General features: G+C 74.1%; 11 protein-coding genes. 4 read left to right on the top strand and 7 right to left on the bottom strand.

Going from position 1 to position 14202, the window contains the following annotated elements; genetic code table 11:
* Positions 1-67 precede the first annotated feature (67 nt).
* Together OG245_RS33920 and OG245_RS33915 are read right to left on the bottom strand one after the other, a co-directional pair.
* Positions 68-799, bottom strand: a complete 732-nt coding sequence (locus OG245_RS33920) for a FadR/GntR family transcriptional regulator (protein WP_371627161.1) — start codon at positions 797-799, stop codon at positions 68-70.
* A gap of 260 nt (positions 800-1059) precedes the next feature.
* The gene (locus tag OG245_RS33915) at positions 1060-1347 is read right to left on the bottom strand and encodes a DUF3040 domain-containing protein (protein ID WP_371627160.1); all 288 of its coding nucleotides are present in this window, start codon (positions 1345-1347) and stop codon (positions 1060-1062) included.
* 304 nt (positions 1348-1651) lie between these two features.
* Between OG245_RS33915 and OG245_RS33910 the strand changes: the two genes are divergently transcribed.
* From OG245_RS33910 to OG245_RS33900, 3 genes are all read left to right on the top strand, one after another.
* Complete coding sequence (locus tag OG245_RS33910) at positions 1652-2605, top strand: HAMP domain-containing sensor histidine kinase (protein ID WP_371627159.1); 954 nt, start codon at positions 1652-1654, stop codon at positions 2603-2605.
* 2 nt (positions 2606-2607) lie between these two features.
* Positions 2608-3300, top strand: a complete 693-nt coding sequence (locus tag OG245_RS33905; protein WP_371627158.1) for a response regulator — start codon at positions 2608-2610, stop codon at positions 3298-3300.
* A 73-nt stretch (positions 3301-3373) separates the two neighbouring features.
* Positions 3374-4282 carry a DUF2510 domain-containing protein gene (locus tag OG245_RS33900; protein ID WP_371628063.1) on the top strand — a complete coding sequence of 303 codons (909 nt, stop codon included), beginning with the start codon at positions 3374-3376 and terminating at the stop codon, positions 4280-4282.
* A gap of 93 nt (positions 4283-4375) precedes the next feature.
* Here the strand turns inward: OG245_RS33900 and OG245_RS33895 are convergent, their stop codons facing one another.
* Positions 4376-6442, bottom strand: coding sequence for a phosphocholine-specific phospholipase C (locus OG245_RS33895; RefSeq protein ID WP_371627157.1), 2067 nt, complete (start codon positions 6440-6442; stop codon positions 4376-4378).
* 96 nt (positions 6443-6538) lie between these two features.
* On the bottom strand, positions 6539-7195 hold the full coding sequence (locus OG245_RS33890) for an alpha/beta hydrolase (RefSeq protein WP_371628062.1): 657 nt from the start codon (positions 7193-7195) through the stop codon (positions 6539-6541).
* A 64-nt stretch (positions 7196-7259) separates the two neighbouring features.
* Between OG245_RS33890 and OG245_RS33885 the strand changes: the two genes are divergently transcribed.
* Positions 7260-7985, top strand: coding sequence for a DUF899 domain-containing protein (locus tag OG245_RS33885; protein WP_371627156.1), 726 nt, complete (start codon positions 7260-7262; stop codon positions 7983-7985).
* On the opposite strand, the gene OG245_RS33880 is transcribed toward OG245_RS33885, so the two are convergent.
* The 3 genes from OG245_RS33880 to OG245_RS33870 form a co-directional block, all read right to left on the bottom strand.
* Entirely contained in the window at positions 7982-8320 is a 339-nt protein-coding gene (locus OG245_RS33880) for an NIPSNAP family protein (RefSeq protein ID WP_371627155.1), read from the bottom strand. The two genes, OG245_RS33885 and OG245_RS33880, sit on opposite strands and share 4 nt — an antisense overlap.
* A 63-nt stretch (positions 8321-8383) precedes the next feature.
* Positions 8384-10243, bottom strand: a complete 1860-nt coding sequence (locus tag OG245_RS33875) for a hypothetical protein (protein ID WP_371627154.1) — start codon at positions 10241-10243, stop codon at positions 8384-8386.
* On the bottom strand, positions 10240-14199 hold the full coding sequence (locus OG245_RS33870; RefSeq protein WP_371627153.1) for a DUF5682 family protein: 3960 nt from the start codon (positions 14197-14199) through the stop codon (positions 10240-10242). The genes OG245_RS33875 and OG245_RS33870 overlap by 4 nt, the downstream gene beginning before the upstream one ends.
* Between the last annotated feature and the right edge of the window lie 3 nt (positions 14200-14202).

Below are 14202 nucleotides of genomic sequence, written 5' to 3'. Positions count from 1 at the left end.
GTACAGCGCGCGACGCGCGCGACGCCGTGGGCCGTGGGCCGTGGGCCGTGCGGAGCCGGCACGGCTCCTAGACGGCGCCGGGGCCCTCCACGAGAGTCCCGTGCAGTCCCCGGATGTGCCGCTCCACCAGGTCCGCGGCTTCTCCGCCCCGCTCCTCCCCCACCAGAGCGAGGAGGGCTCCGTGCTCGGCGTTGAGAGCGCGAGCGGTGGCCGGCCAGTCCTCGGCGGCTTCCAGGGCGCGCAGGATGAGCGGCCGCACGGACTCGCGTACGGCGGAGGTGAGCGTGGAGGTCAGGGCGTTGCCGGAACTGCGGGCGATGAGCACGTGGAAGCGGGTGTCGAGGTCGTTGAAGCCGCTCACCCCGATGCCCGGCTCCGCCATGCCCGCCACCAGCTCCGCCGCCTCGTCGAGGTCCTCGGCCGGTGCGTGGCAGGCGGCGGCCTCGAAGCTGGACCGCTCCAGGACCACTCGGGCCTCCAGGACGTCCTGGAGGCTGTAGCTGCCGAGGGCGAAGTGGAGACGGAGCAGCCGGCCCAGGGCGTCGTCCGGGTTGCGCACGATGCGGGCCCCGGCGTCGGGTCCCCGGCCGGGCTGGGCCACCAGGACGCCGATGGTCTCCAGCACCCGGAGCGCCTCGCGCAGGGCGGAGCGGCTGACGCCGAGCACCGGAGCCAGTTCGCGTTCGGGCGGCAGCCGGTCACCGGCGCGGAGCTCTCCGGCGAAGACCCGTTCCTCGATGCTGCGGAGCACGAGCTCATGGGTGCGGGACTGTCGCACGGGCTGCCATTCGACGGGCATCCGTCACTCCCTGCCTCGGCCGGTTCCGGACATGCAGCCTATGTCACACGAAGCATGTGGTCGGACCTCAGCCGGTGGTCAGACCTGAACGTGTGGTCAGACCTCACCGCGTTGACCGGACCGCTGTCCGTACGGTCCGACCTCACGGGCAGCGCTCCTCCCTCCCGTACGCGCGAAAGCCCCGCCGGAGGTCCCGGGTGAAGGGCGGTGGAGGGCGGGGCGGTGCATGCGGGACACCGCCCCGGAGCGGGGGGCGCGGGTCAGCGCGTGCCGGGGATGTCCCGCCCGTGCAGGCGTCCGCGCTGCGGGTCGAAGAGCTGGGCCGCCGCTCCGGACACGACCAGACCGGCGGCGATCAGGAGACCGTGGCCCACGGCGATGCCGGTGCCCAGTGCGGCGAGCCCGACGGCGAGCCACAGCCAGGCGTTGCGGCGGCGGTACTCGCGCGGGGTGCGCGGGGTGCCGCCGGACATCGCCTCGGCGAACTCGGGATCGTCGTGACGCAGCTGCTCCTCCAGATCACGCAGCCGCTCGTCGTACGTGGGCATGGTGTCTCCCTCCCGGTACGGAAACCCTCTCGCCTCCTGAAGGCCCGGCCCCCGCGGTGCGACACGGGGCAGGGCCCCTGGGGCCCTGGGCCTCATGATCGTCCGGCGAGGGCTCGGGGGACCATCGGGGGCAGCACCCATATCCGGGGGTGCGCACCATGCAGACCGGGCGCGCGCGGGGCGTCGGAGTGGCAGGTCCGGGCGGCGACGGCCCCGGCCCACCCGCGCAGCGGGGATAGTGGAGGCTGTCGGCACGGCTGTCAGCCCGCCCGTGCGACCCGACCTCCCGAGGAGCCGTTCGACCTTGTCCCTGTTCTGGCGGATCTTCCTGCTCAACGCCGCCGTGCTCGTGGCGGCCGGCGCCCTGCTGCTGCTCGGGCCGATCACCGTCTCCACGCCGGTCCTGCTGACCGAGGCCATGATCCTGACCGGCGGCATCGCCTTCATGCTCGCCGCCAACGCGGCGCTGCTCCGGCTCGGCCTCTTCCCGCTCCAGCGGGTCACCCGTGCGATGACGACCACCGACCTGCTGCGCCCGAGCCCACGGCCCGAGGTCGCGGGGCACGGTGAGATCGCCGCGCTGATCGAGACGTTCAACACGATGCTGGACCGGCTGGAGGCCGAGCGGGCCACCAGCAGCGCCCGCGCGCTCTCCGCGCAGGAGGCCGAGCGCCGCCGCGTGGCGCAGGAGCTGCACGACGAGGTCGGGCAGACGCTGACCGCGGTCCTGCTGGAGTTGAAGCGGGTCGCCGACCAGGCCCCGGAGCCGCTGCGCGGCGAGTTGCGCCAGGTCCAGGAGATCACCCGGGGGTCGCTCGACGAGATCCGCCGGATCGCGCGCCGGCTGCGGCCCGGGGTGCTGGAGGAACTGGGCCTGGTGAGCGCGCTGACGGCGCTGATCACCGAGACCCCGACGCCGGACGGGCTGACGATCCGCCGCCGGATGGGAAAGGACCTGCCCGAGTTGGGCGCCGAGGCCGAACTGGTCGTCTACCGGATCGCGCAGGAAGCCCTCACCAACACGGTCCGGCACGCCCGCGCCACCCGGCTCGACCTCTCGCTGGGGCGCAACCCCGGTGGAGTGGAACTGCTCATCCGCGACGACGGCCGCGGCCTCGGGGACGCCCCGGAGGGGGCCGGCCTGCGCGGTATGCGCGAACGCGCCCTGCTGATCGGGGCCGAGGTCTTCCTCGGTCCGGGTCCGCGGGGCGGCACCGAAGTACGTCTCGACGTGCCCGTCCCGAACGGAAGCAAGTGACCATGCCCACCTCGCCGTCCATCGCCACGCCTACCAGGGGCGCGACCGCTCCGACCCGCATCCTGCTGGCCGACGACCACGCGCTCGTGCGTCGCGGCGTCCGGCTGATCCTCGACGGCGAACCGGACCTGTCGGTCGTCGCCGAGGCCGGTGACGGCGCCGAGGCCATCGAGATGGCCCGCGCCGAACGGCCCGACCTGGTCATTCTGGATATCGCGATGCCCCGCCTGACCGGGCTCCAGGCGGCGCGCGAGCTGTCCCGGGTCATGCCGGGCGTGCGCATCCTGATGCTCACGATGTACGACAACGAGCAGTATTTCTTCGAGGCGTTGAGGGCGGGGGCGGCGGGGTACGTCCTGAAGTCGGTCGCGGACCGGGACCTGGTGGAGGCCTGCCGGGCGGCCATGCGCGACGAGCCGTTCCTCTACCCGGGCGCGGTGACCGCCCTCATCCGCAATTTCCTCGACCGGGTCAAGGACGGCGAGGACCTGCCGGCACGGACCATCACGGAGCGCGAGGAGGAGATCCTCAAGCTGGTCGCCGAGGGGCACTCCTCCAAGGAGATCGCCGAGTTGCTCGTCATCAGCGTCAAGACCGTGGAGCGGCACCGCGCCAACCTGCTCCAGAAGCTCGGCCTGCGCGACCGCCTGGAACTCACCCGTTACGCGATCCGCGCCGGCCTGATCGAGCCCTGACCTCACAGGACCGCGAGCGCGGGCAGTTCATGTGATTCTCAGCCGATCCGCATAGGGTGCCCCCGTGACCCAGATGACCCCGCCCGGCTGGCATCCAGACCCCGGGCACTCAGGCAATGGCCCCGCCCAGGAACGCTGGTGGGACGGAACGCAGTGGACCGGCCACGTCCGCGCGTCGCCCGGCGCGGCGCGCCGTCGCGGGATCCGCATCGGCGTCGGTGTGACGGTCGGCGCGGTGGTGCTCGCCGCCATCGGAGGCGGTGTGTACCTGCTGGGCGAGGACGACGACGGTCGGCCCGGCACGGCGGCCTCCTCGCCGTCCGCCGTCCCCGATCCACCGGGCGCGCCGGACGACGGCGAGAAGAACGGCCAGGAGGGCGACGGCGGGAACGGCGGGGGGAACGAAGACGGTCAGGGACCCGGTGACGGGCTCCCGCCGACCGAGCCGGGCTTCGCCACGGACCTGGCGGCGGGGATCAGCCTTCCGGTGCCCAAGGGGTGGAAGGGCACCTCCGGGGCGGTCGGCGCCGGACTGACGACGGGTGAACACCCGTGCCCCGGCGACACCGCCGAGACCTGCGTGCGCGGCGGGGTGTTCTCCGCCCCGGCGGCTGCGATGAAGCTCACCGCGGGGACGCCCGAGGAGGCGGCCAAGAAGGACATCGCCCTCAACGCCCGGGAGTCCTACGGCGGCAAGAGCTACGGAAAGATCTCCTCGCACGAGGAGCTGAAGTCCGAGGCCGTCACGGTGGCGGGCGGCAAGGGCTACGTCGTGCGCTGGAAGGTGGTGACGGAGAAGGGCGACGACGGCTACGTCGAATCGCTGGTGTTCCCCTCCCCCGCCTCCAAGGACATGCTCGTCGTGGTCCGGTCCGGGTTCGACGTCGACGAGGACGCGCCGAAGCTGTCCGTGCTGGACGAGATCACCCGCGGGATCAAGGTCGCGTCCGGTGCCGGAGGCGGAGGCGGCGGAGCCGTCTGAACGGATCAGCCCGGCCGGCGTGACCGGCGGAGGGGCCCGGACCGAGGACCGTCCGGGCCCCTCCGCCGTTTCGCTGCCCGGTCCTGCGTGTCGTCAGCCCGTGGCCGTTGCCGGGTCGCTGACCCCGGTGGCCCCCGTCTCGACGTGACCGGCGAAGCGGCGCAGGAAGGCCGGGTCGCCCTCGGCCGTGACGGACACGTCGTACCAGCGCCTGCCCGCCCTCAGGTCCATGGTGCGCGACACCGTGGCGCCGGGCCTCACCCTGACCGAGCGCTTCGCTCCCCCGTAGGCGTCCGCGTTGGAGAGGGTGAGGCGGACCTCGGTGTCGCCGGGGTTGGTGAGGGTCAGGTCGAGGTTGCCGCTCCCGTCGTTGTGGCGGGCGGTGACCTCGGGACCGACGGTGGAACCCGGGCTCCTGAACGTACGGAGGAAGCCGTTGGGGCCATGGACGGTGAGGTCGTGGGCGCCGCCGGAGTAGGCGGAGTTCCAGGCGTCCGACACCGTCCGGCCGGCCTCGGCGGTGTACGTCCACGGGGCGTCGGTCCGGTTCCCGGAGGTGACGTAGAACTGCGCGCCGGCCGCCGTCCCCGGGCTGAAGGTGAGCGCGATCTTCCCGGTGCCCGCGTCGACGGCGCCGTCGACGTACGGGGCGTACGGGAGCGGCCTGGCGGGTCGGCTGCCCGGTTCCTGCTTCGGCAGGGATCCGACGGCGGGCGGGGTGGGCCGGTAGTCGGGGTGCCGCTCGCGGTCCGGGGGCTCGTAGGCGGAGGTGTCCGGCAGGTCGCCGGGGGCGGGTTCGGTGCGGGCGAAGTCGAAGGCGGAGGTCAGGTCGCCGCAGACGGCGCGCCGCCACGGTGAGATGTTCGGCTCGCGCACGCCGAAGCGCTGCTCCATGAACCGCAGCACCGAGGTGTGGTCGAAGGTCTCGGAGCAGACGTAGCCGCCGGTGCTCCAGGGCGAGACGACCAGCATCGGGACGCGCGGCCCGAGTCCGTAGGCACCGGGGCCGTACGAGGCGCCGCCCGCGTACACCTCCGTCGAGGTGTCGGCCGTGGACAGGCCCCGGTCGGCGGAGGTCGGCGGATGGGGCGGTACGACGTGGTCGAAGAAGCCGTCGTTCTCGTCGTAGGTGATGAAGAGGGCGGTCCGGCTCCACACCTCGGGGTCGGACGTCAGCGCGTCCAGCAGCCGTGCGATGTACCAGGCGCCGTAGTTGGAGGGGAAGTTGGAGTGCTCGGTGAAGGCCTCCGGTGCGGCGACCCAGGAGATCTGCGGGAGGGTCCCGGCCCGGACGTCGGCGGCGATGCCGTCGAAGTAGTCGTCGCCGCCGGCCACGTTCGTACCGGTGCGCGCCTTGTCGTACAGCGGGTTCCCGGGCTGGGCGTTGCGGTACGCGTCGAAGTAGAGCAGCGAGTTGTCACCGTAGTTGCCCCGGTAGGCGTCGTCGATCCAGCCCCAGCCTCCGGGGCCGTCCAGGCCGTCGCCGATGTCCTGGTAGATCTTCCAGGAGACTCCGGCTTCCTCCAGCCGTTCGGGGTACGTCGTCCAGCCGTAGCCGCGCTCCTCGTTGCCGAGGACGGGCCCGCCGCCGGCGCCGTCGTTGCCGGTGTACCCCGACCAGAGGTAGTAGCGGTTGGGGTCGGTGGCCCCGATGAACGAGCAGTGGTAGGCGTCGCACACGGTGAACCGGTCGGCGAGGGCGTAGTGGAAGGGGATGTCGTCCCGGGTCAGATGGGCCATCGTCGTCGGCGTCTTGGCCGGGATCCAGCGGTCGTACCGCCCGTCGTTGTACGCCCGGTGGCCGCCCGCCCAGTCATGGTTGAGGCCCTGGAGGAACTGCATCCCCAGGTCGTCGGCGGTCGGGTGGAACGGCAGGGTCACCTTGCCCGTCGCGTCGGCCTGATGCCATACGGACTTCCCGCTCGGCAGTGTCACGGGCCGCGGGTCCCCGAACCCGCGCACGCCTTTCAGCGCCCCGAAGTAGTGGTCGAAGGAACGGTTCTCCTGCATCAGGACGACGATGTGCTCGACATCCCGGAGCGTTCCGGAAGCCCGGTGGGCGGGGATGGCGGCGGCGCGGTCGATGCTGCCCGACAGCGCGGCGAATCCCGCCGTCGCACCGGCTATCTGGAAGAAGCGGCGCCGATTCATATCAGCCATGAGTGAGGGGCCTCTTGGAGTGTGGGGAACGGGAACAGAAGCGAACAGGATGTTCCAAGAGAACCGAACAGAACGGAAGAGGCCGTGACGGACCGGTTAACGCCGTATGAGTTCCTCCAGGAGTTCGACGAGGAGGCCGGGGCGCCCCACGAACGGGGAGTGGCCCGTCCGCCACTCGCGTGCCCCGGTGCAGCGCGCGGCCATCCTCCGTTGCAGGGCGGGGTCGATGGCCCGGTCCCGGTCGCAGACGACGTAGGTGGAGGGCGTGTCCTTCCAGCCGTGGTGGAGCGGGACTCCTCGTCCGCAGCCGGGGGCCTGCGGACGGAGCAGGTCCACCGCCCAGGCGGCGAGGGACGCGGAGCAGTCGTCGTAGAGGACCTCGGCGGCCGGCTCGGGACGCAGGGTGGTCGACCCGTCGGGCCCGGGGTCGATCGCCTCCTGGAGCCGCGGCGACGCCCCGCCCAGGGTGGCCGCGCTTTCGCCGGTGTCCGGCACGAAGGCCGCCAGATAGACCAGATGTCCCGCTCCGCGCACTCCGGTGATCACCGACCCGCCGTAGGAGTGGCCGAGCAGGAGCGGAGGCCCCGCCAGCGAGTCGACGGCGGCCTGGACCGCCGCGGTGTCGGCGGACAGCGAGCCTCGGTGGAGCTCGGGAACGACGGTCTCGATTCCCGCGGCCCGCAGGCGTTCCGCCACCCTGCCGAAATGCTCCGGACGGTGGTACAGGCCGTGGACGAGCACGACGGCAGACAGAGCGCCCGCCTCCTCACGTAGGGTTTCGGCTGCTGGAAACGTACGACGACGGTGAGGACCGAGAATGAACAGTCCGGCGATCGTATCGAGAGAAGAATGGTTGGCGGCCCGGAAGGAACTGCTCGCGCGGGAGAAGCAGTTCGACCGGGAGCGGGACGCGCTCAGCGCGCGGCGGCGGGCCCTGCCGATGGTGGAGGTCACCGAACCGTACGTCTTCGACGGTCCGGACGGCCCGGCGAGCCTCCTCGATCTGTTCGACGGTCGTCGTCAGCTCATCGTCTACCACTTCATGCTGGCGCCCGATTGGGAGGCCGGCTGTACCGGGTGCTCGCTCCTCGCCGACAACATCGGCCACTTGGCGCATCTGCACGCGGCCCGGACCTCGTTCGCGGCGGTCTCGCGCGCGCCTCTCGCGCGGATCACGAAGTTCCGCGAACGCATGGAGTGGACCTTCCCCTGGTTCTCCTCCCACGGGACGTCGTTCAACTACGACTTCCACGTCACCATGGATGAATCCGTGACGCCCGTCCTCTTCAACTTCCGTACGGTGGACGAGTTGCGTGAGGCCGGAATCGGGTCCTGGGCCGAGAGCGGCGAGCAGCACGGCCTGAGCGTCTTCCTCCGCGAGGACGACCGCGTGTTCCACACCTACTCGACGTACTCGCGTGGCACCGATCTCCTCAACGGCACCTTCAACTACCTGGACCTGACCCCTCTCGGGCGGCAGGAGGAGGCCGGAATCATGGACTGGGTCCGCCACCACGACGGCTACGACGGCCACGACGGCTAGACGCCCCCCTCTGGGGGCCCGTCCTGGGGCAGTCCGTCGAGCGGTCGGAGGAAGCGGCGTTCGTACCGCTTGATGCAGCGGGTGTCACGGGCCAGTTGGAACGCCTCCTGGCACTCCGGGTCGGACATGCTGTCCGTGCGGTACTGCTCGTAGGCGGCCAGGCCGGGAAAGGAGAAGAGGGCGTAGGCGATGTCGCTGTCGCCCTCGCTGGGCAGGAAGTAGCCGTGGTGCGTTCCGCCGAAACGGTTGACGAGCCGGACCCAGCGGCGGCCGTACTCCTCGAAGTCCTCGATCTTGTCCGCGTCGATCTCGTACTTCAGGTGAATGGTGATCATGCCTGCATGATGCCGTGTGGCGGTTCGGACCCCGTGAGGCGGGGCGGCCGGGATCAGCAGCGCCTACCGGACGCCCTCCTGCGCCGGTTGCCAGGCCGCCGAGCACAGGGATTCGGCCACGGCGGCCGTGTAGCGGGCGGCGGCCAGCCAGTGGATGGCGAAGCCGTCGGTGTCGGCGGGGAGCAGCCGGCCGAACAGATCGCGGTCGCGTCGGGCCGCCGAGGCGCACAGGGCGGTGAGGAGTCCGGCGGCCGTGGGGAGACCCGCGCGGCGGATCCGGCGGGTCTCTGCGGTGACGTCGCCGAGCATGCCGAGGGCGGCGCGGCCCGCAGGGACCGTCTGTTCCACCCGGCGCTCCAGGAGGTACAGGGGCGCGTGCGCGCCGGACCCTCCGTGCTCGGGCGGAGCCGGGTACACGGGGGCGTTCGGGTCCGGCAGGTCGGCACGGCGCAGGCGGTCGAGGCCGAGGTCGATCGTGCCCGCGCCGGAGGGGTGCGAGCAGGCGAGGAGGGTGAGCCGGGGATGAGGGGCGGGCACCAGGCGGCCGATGATCCTCAGCCGTGCCCCCGGCGCCGCGGCCAGCAGCATCATGTTGTCGCGGTGGGCCAGCGCGGGGTCGTCGTCGGCGACGGTGAGCCGGACCCGGCCGCCTCCCTCGCACCGTGCGAGCAGGCAGGCGCCACCCGACTCCCCTAGCGCGCCGAGGATTTCGACGTCCAGGAAGAGCAGGTCGCTGCCGCCGCCGTCGGGGTCCGCGTAGCGCGAGACGGACCGCAGGGCGCGGGCGGCCTGTTCGGACGGCGGAGTCTCCCACAGGGCCGCGAGCGGCGGCTCCGTCCACGCCGCACCCCCGGCGGTGACGGCCTTGACGCCCTTCCCCGCGCCCAGTCTGCCGTCCGGCGAGACCGTAGCCCCGGAGACGGCCAGGCCGGCCCTGCCCAACTCCCGGTGGGTGAGCGCGCTGTCCCCCAGGCGGACCGCCCGGTCGGCCACGCCCAGGGCGCGCCCGACGCCTCCCGGCGCCACGTCGCCGACCGTGAAGAGGCGGCCGTCGGATCCGGCGACCCAGGTGCGGACGCCGCCGTGGCCCGAGTCGGTGACCACGGGTTCGGTGAACAGGCCGTACAGGCGCAGCGAGCCGTCCGGGCTGTACGGGCGGCGCGCGCGGCCCCGGACCGCGGCCAGCTCCGGCCCGGACGCCGTCCTCACCCGGTGCGCGGTGCCCAGGAGTTCGGCCAGGGCCGTGACGAGGTCGGCGGTGCGGTAGGACGGGTCACCGGCGCGGGCCGCGCGCAGCAGCGTGACGACGGACAGCGCGGCGCCGGCGGCACGCGGCAGCCGCCGGAGCCGGGCGGTGTGCGCCGCGCGGAGGAGGGCCGACTGGGCGACGGCACCGGCCCCGTCGACGCCGGCCTCCAGCACGGCCGCGCCCGCCGCCCACAGCGTCTCGGCGGCGGCTCGCTGATCCGGGCTCGCCACCTCGGGCGGGGAGGCGGAGTCGGGGGCGGGCTCGGGATCGGGGACGAGATCGGGCCCGGTGACGAAGGCGGGGCCGCTCGCGGAGGCGAAGTCCGTTACGGAGGCGGGTTCGGGGGCCGCCGCGGAGGGCTGGTCGGCGAGCTCCGGGGGCGCCTGTGCCGCGGGGGCGGCACAGGCGGCGGCCGCGCGGTGGACGCAGGCCGGGGCGAGGAGGCAACCGCAGGTGATGGCGTCCGTCGTCGCCACCACGCCGCTCGGAGCGTGCAGGCGCAGCTCGGTCTCGTCGTCGACCTCGATCGTCACCGTGTCCGCTTCGCGGTGCGTCGGGCGGGCGCAGAGCTTGGTGACCGCCGCGTCCAGCCGCTTGCGCAGCCGCGGCGAGAGGTTCTCCACGAGCGTGGCCGTGACCTCCGGCGCGACGGGCGGCAACCGGTCCTCGTTCATGCGGTCTTCTCCCCTATCCAGCGGGCCAGTTCGAGTGGGCTGAGGGCTGCCACGGGCATACCGGCGGCCACGAGCTGCCCGGCGACGCCCGTCGAGTAGCGGGGCCGGCCGGCGTCGTCGAGGCTCGCGCACCCGAGGACGTGACATCCGGTGTTCACGAGTGCCCGCACCTCGGCCAGCAGTCCGGCGAGCGGTGCGCCCTCCTCGAAGTCGCTGATGACGACGACGAGGGTGCGGCTGGGCACCTCGATCAGGCTGCGGGCGTGCCGCAGCCCGGCGGCGATGTGCGTGCCCCCGCCCACACTCACCTCCAGCAGGAGGGAGAGGGGATCGTGCACATGGCCGGTGAGATCGACGACCTCCGTGGAGAAGGCCAGGAAATGCGTGCTCAGCGTCGGCACCCCGGCGAGCACGGAGGCGGTCAGCGCGGACCAGATCGTGGACGACTCCATGGATCCGGAGACATCGGTGACCAGGATCAGGCGCCAGTCGGCCGACCGGCGGGCGCGACTGCGGAACACCGGCTTCTCCGGGACCACCTGGATCGTGCCGTCGGCCGTCCGGCGGGCGGTGGCCAGGTTGGCGCGCAGGGTGCGCGGCAGGTCCAGCCTCCCGCCGGGGCGGCGGGTGGGCCGGGCCGACATCGTGCCGGTGAGGGCGGGGCGCAGCCGGGTGGCGAGCCGGCGGGTCAGTTCGTCGACCAGGTGGCGGACCAGGGGCCGGAGCGCCGCGAGGCGGGCTTCGGGGAGCCCGCCCGCGTACCGCAGGATCGTCCGGAGCAGTTCCACGGAGGGAGTGGCGGCCGCCGGGTCGAGTTCGGCGAGGACGTCCTGCCGTCCTGTCACGGCCGCGGCGGCGAGGACCTCCTCGCGGACGCCGGGGCCGAACAGCGCGGCCAGTTCCTCGGACCACTCGCGGACGCCGGGGAACGACGGCTCCCGGCCGCCGCGCGGTCCGGAGCCACCGTGACCTGGCAGGCCGCCGCGGGACCCCTCGCCGTGCCCCGCGCCGTAGAGCTCGTCGAGAGCGGTCGCCAGGCGGGCGGCCCCGGAGGGCAGCTGGTCGGCACGCCGGCCGAGTACGAGCCGCCAGCGGTCGGCGGGCGCGAGCGTACGCGCGGGGGCCGTCTCGGCGGAGCGCCCGGGGGCGGGCGCGGCCTCGGTGAAGGGTGCGGTCCCGGTGTCGGGTACGGGTGCGGTGTCGGGTGCGGCCTCGGTGTCGGGTACGGAAGCGGCCTCGCGTACGGCGGTGGGGCTGCTGGGCGGCGATGGGATCCGGTCGTCCCGCGCGGGTGGGGGGACGGGCAGGCCGAGGCCGGTCAGGAGCTCGCGGGCCGCGAGGTCGGCTGTCGTCCGGCCGGCCAGCTCGGCCGGGTCGTCGGAGTCGAGCGTGTCCACCCGTTCGCCGAGCCGCTCCTCCACGGTGTCCAGCAGCCGGTCCCGGGCGGCCGGGCTCAGGGTGTCGAAGCCACCGCGCAGGGCAGGCAGCCGGGCCAGGAACGCGGTGTCGTCCAGCTCGACGACCCGGCGCAGCAGCGGGTCCAGGGCGCCGACGCCGACGGTCAGGAGTGGGCCCGCCACCGTCAGGACACCGGTGAGGCGGGCGGTGAGCGCGGCCCTGGAAACGCTGTCCACGGCTCCGTCCACCCAGGAGGCCACGCGTCCCCCGAAGGAGTCCGCCGCTTCGTGGCCCGTGAGCACCCTCACCGCTCCGGCGGCGGCGGCGATCAACGGGGTCCCGTCGGCGGCCAGTCGGGCGAGGGCGTCGGTGAGCCGGATGCCGCCCACCCGGTCGGCCCGCTGGGCCAGTTCGAGCAGCGCCCGGGCGTCCTCGGGGTCCTCGGAGCCGGTCAGGCCGTCGACCTGGCGTACCGCGGCCGAGGTCAGGAGTTCCGCCGCGTGCGCGGTGCGGGCGGCACGGGCGGTGGCGTCCGGCGCGGAGGATCCGTCCGGCGCGGCCAGGCCCGGCAGGTGGCCGGCGTCGACGCGGTCCAGCAGGTCGAGCCCGGCGAGGAGTTCGGGAAGGGTAGCGCTCGCGGGGAGCACGGCGGCGAGTTCCGCCAGGCGTTCGTCGGCGAGGGCGGGGAGCCCGCACTCGGCGGCCTCCGCCAGGCCGCCGACGACCTGGGCGGCCGTCGGGCCGCCCTCCGCACGCTCGGCCGCGAGCCGCTGACGCAGCACGCCCTCGGCCGCCTGGGCCGGAGTGACGCCGCGAGCCCCGGCCGCGGTGAGCACCGCGGCCGTCGCCGGGGTCCACCGGACCTGCCAGCGCGTCGTGAGCCCTTCACCGCCCGCCGCACCGGCCACCTCCTGCTCCTGCGCGTAGGGGATGCCGCACACCTTCAGCCTGCGCAGCAGCAGTTCGCGGCGTCGGTCCAGGGTGGAGCGCGCCGGGTCGAGCCGGAGGTCGCGCGGTGTCTTCTCGTGCGCGTCCGGTGGCCCGGGAAGCGCGAGCGCCGCGGTCTCTGCCTCCACGGCGGGGCCCAGTCCGCTGCGCGGAGCGGCGGGTGCGGGCCGACCGGTGCGGGCTCCGACCAGTACGCGTTCGAGGGCGCGGGCCACGGCGCGGCCCGTGCCGTAGGTCTCGCCGCGCCCGAGCACCGTCTGCACGGCCTCCAGGAGTTCACCGCGGCCCGGGGCGGGAAGGCCGCGCAGGCGGGCCAGGTCGGCGGCCACCCGGACGACCTCCCGGCCGTCCGCCGGGCCGTACGGGTGGCCCTGTTCGCGCAGGGCTGCGCAGACGCGGACCGCGGTGCGGATCAGCGCCTCGTGCAGGGCCGCCGGGTCCCCGGCGGCGTCCAGGACGGTGTGCTGCCACTCCGGGTCCCGGATGCCGGCCGGGTAGCCGGAGCGCGAGTCGAGCAGCGGGTAGGTGTACGGGACCAGGGAGACCGTGCACGCCGTCGCCCCGGCGATGCCGTGCGTGTGGCCGTCCGCGCCCGACCCGGGCGCGGCGGTCCGGTCCGGCGCCGCTGGTGCTCCCGGTGCGTCCAGCGCCTCGGTCCCGTCCGGCGCTTCGGTCCGGTCCGGAGCTTCGGTCCGGTCCGGAGCTTCAGTCCCGTCCGGAGCTTCGGTCCCGTCCGGAGCTTCGGTCCCGTCCGGCGCGGGACCTTCGATGGCCTCGGCGGCGGACGGCAGCAGCGCCGGGGTGTGGAAGGCTCCCACCACCACGGCGGGCCGCCGCCCGCTCGCCAGGGCCTCGGCGACATGGCGGCGCATGCACGCCTCGCGCGCCAGGTCCGTGCTCTGTACGCCGCCCCGCGCCTCGGCCTCGTAACGCAGCGCCCAACCGGTGAGCAGGGCGGCGCGGCGGAGCGCCTCGGGTGTCGAACCGGGCGCGAGGGCCTCCACCAGCCGGTCCCACAGGTCATCGCCGTCCCGCCCGGTGAGCCGGGACCGGAGCGCGGCGGACAGCCCGCGCCCCTCCTCCGGCCCGGGTGCGGAGTCGGCCCCGGGCAGGGGTGTGGTGGTGTCGGGGCCGCCCTCCGCCCACGCCCGGTCGGCCAGGGGCAGATCGCAGGCCACCGCCGGGACGCCGTTCCTCGCCGCCCAGCGCAGAGCGACCAGCTCCGGCGAGAAGTCCGCGAACGGGTAGAAGGCCGGACCCCGTTCACCTGCCGAGCCGGGTCCGGGCACGGCGGCGGGTACGGCGGCCAGCGCCACCGGGGCCTCGGTCTCCTCGTGGGCGAGCCAGCCCAGCCAGGACTGGAACTCGGCGGGCAGCTCGACGAGGAGGACGTCGGGGGCCGCCGCGTCCAGCAGCGCCGGGAGGGCGGCCGCCAGTGAGGGCGCGTGGTGGCGCACCCCGATCAGGAACGGCAGCCCCGGGCCGGTCGCCGCGAGGGCCGCCACCGCGGCTTGCGAGGTGGCGGGCTCAGCGACCGCGGTGGGATCAGCGACCGCTGTGGGCGCCGCCTCCGCGGTGGACCGCGTCCCGGGGATGGTCGACTCGTTCATCCG

The organism is Streptomyces sp. NBC_01116 (genome assembly GCF_041435495.1).
In the GTDB taxonomy this organism is placed as follows: Bacteria; Actinomycetota; Actinomycetes; order Streptomycetales; family Streptomycetaceae; genus Streptomyces.
This window is presented reverse-complemented; position numbering and strand designations above follow the sequence as displayed.

Bases quoted from the DNA above. Each gene is read 5' to 3' on its own strand.
- OG245_RS33920 (WP_371627161.1), bottom strand. From the start codon at position 799: ATGCCCGTCGAATGGCAGCCCGTGCGACAGTCCCGCACCCATGAGCTC.
- OG245_RS33915 (WP_371627160.1), bottom strand. From the start codon at position 1,347: ATGCCCACGTACGACGAGCGGCTGCGTGATCTGGAGGAGCAGCTGCGT.
- OG245_RS33905 (WP_371627158.1), top strand. From the start codon at position 2,608: ATGCCCACCTCGCCGTCCATCGCCACGCCTACCAGGGGCGCGACCGCT.
- OG245_RS33900 (WP_371628063.1), top strand. From the start codon at position 3,374: ATGACCCCGCCCGGCTGGCATCCAGACCCCGGGCACTCAGGCAATGGC.
- OG245_RS33895 (WP_371627157.1), bottom strand. From the start codon at position 6,442: ATGGCTGATATGAATCGGCGCCGCTTCTTCCAGATAGCCGGTGCGACG.
- OG245_RS33885 (WP_371627156.1), top strand. From the start codon at position 7,260: ATGAACAGTCCGGCGATCGTATCGAGAGAAGAATGGTTGGCGGCCCGG.
- OG245_RS33880 (WP_371627155.1), bottom strand. From the start codon at position 8,320: ATGATCACCATTCACCTGAAGTACGAGATCGACGCGGACAAGATCGAG.
- OG245_RS33875 (WP_371627154.1), bottom strand. From the start codon at position 10,243: ATGAACGAGGACCGGTTGCCGCCCGTCGCGCCGGAGGTCACGGCCACG.
- OG245_RS33870 (WP_371627153.1), bottom strand. From the start codon at position 14,199: ATGAACGAGTCGACCATCCCCGGGACGCGGTCCACCGCGGAGGCGGCG.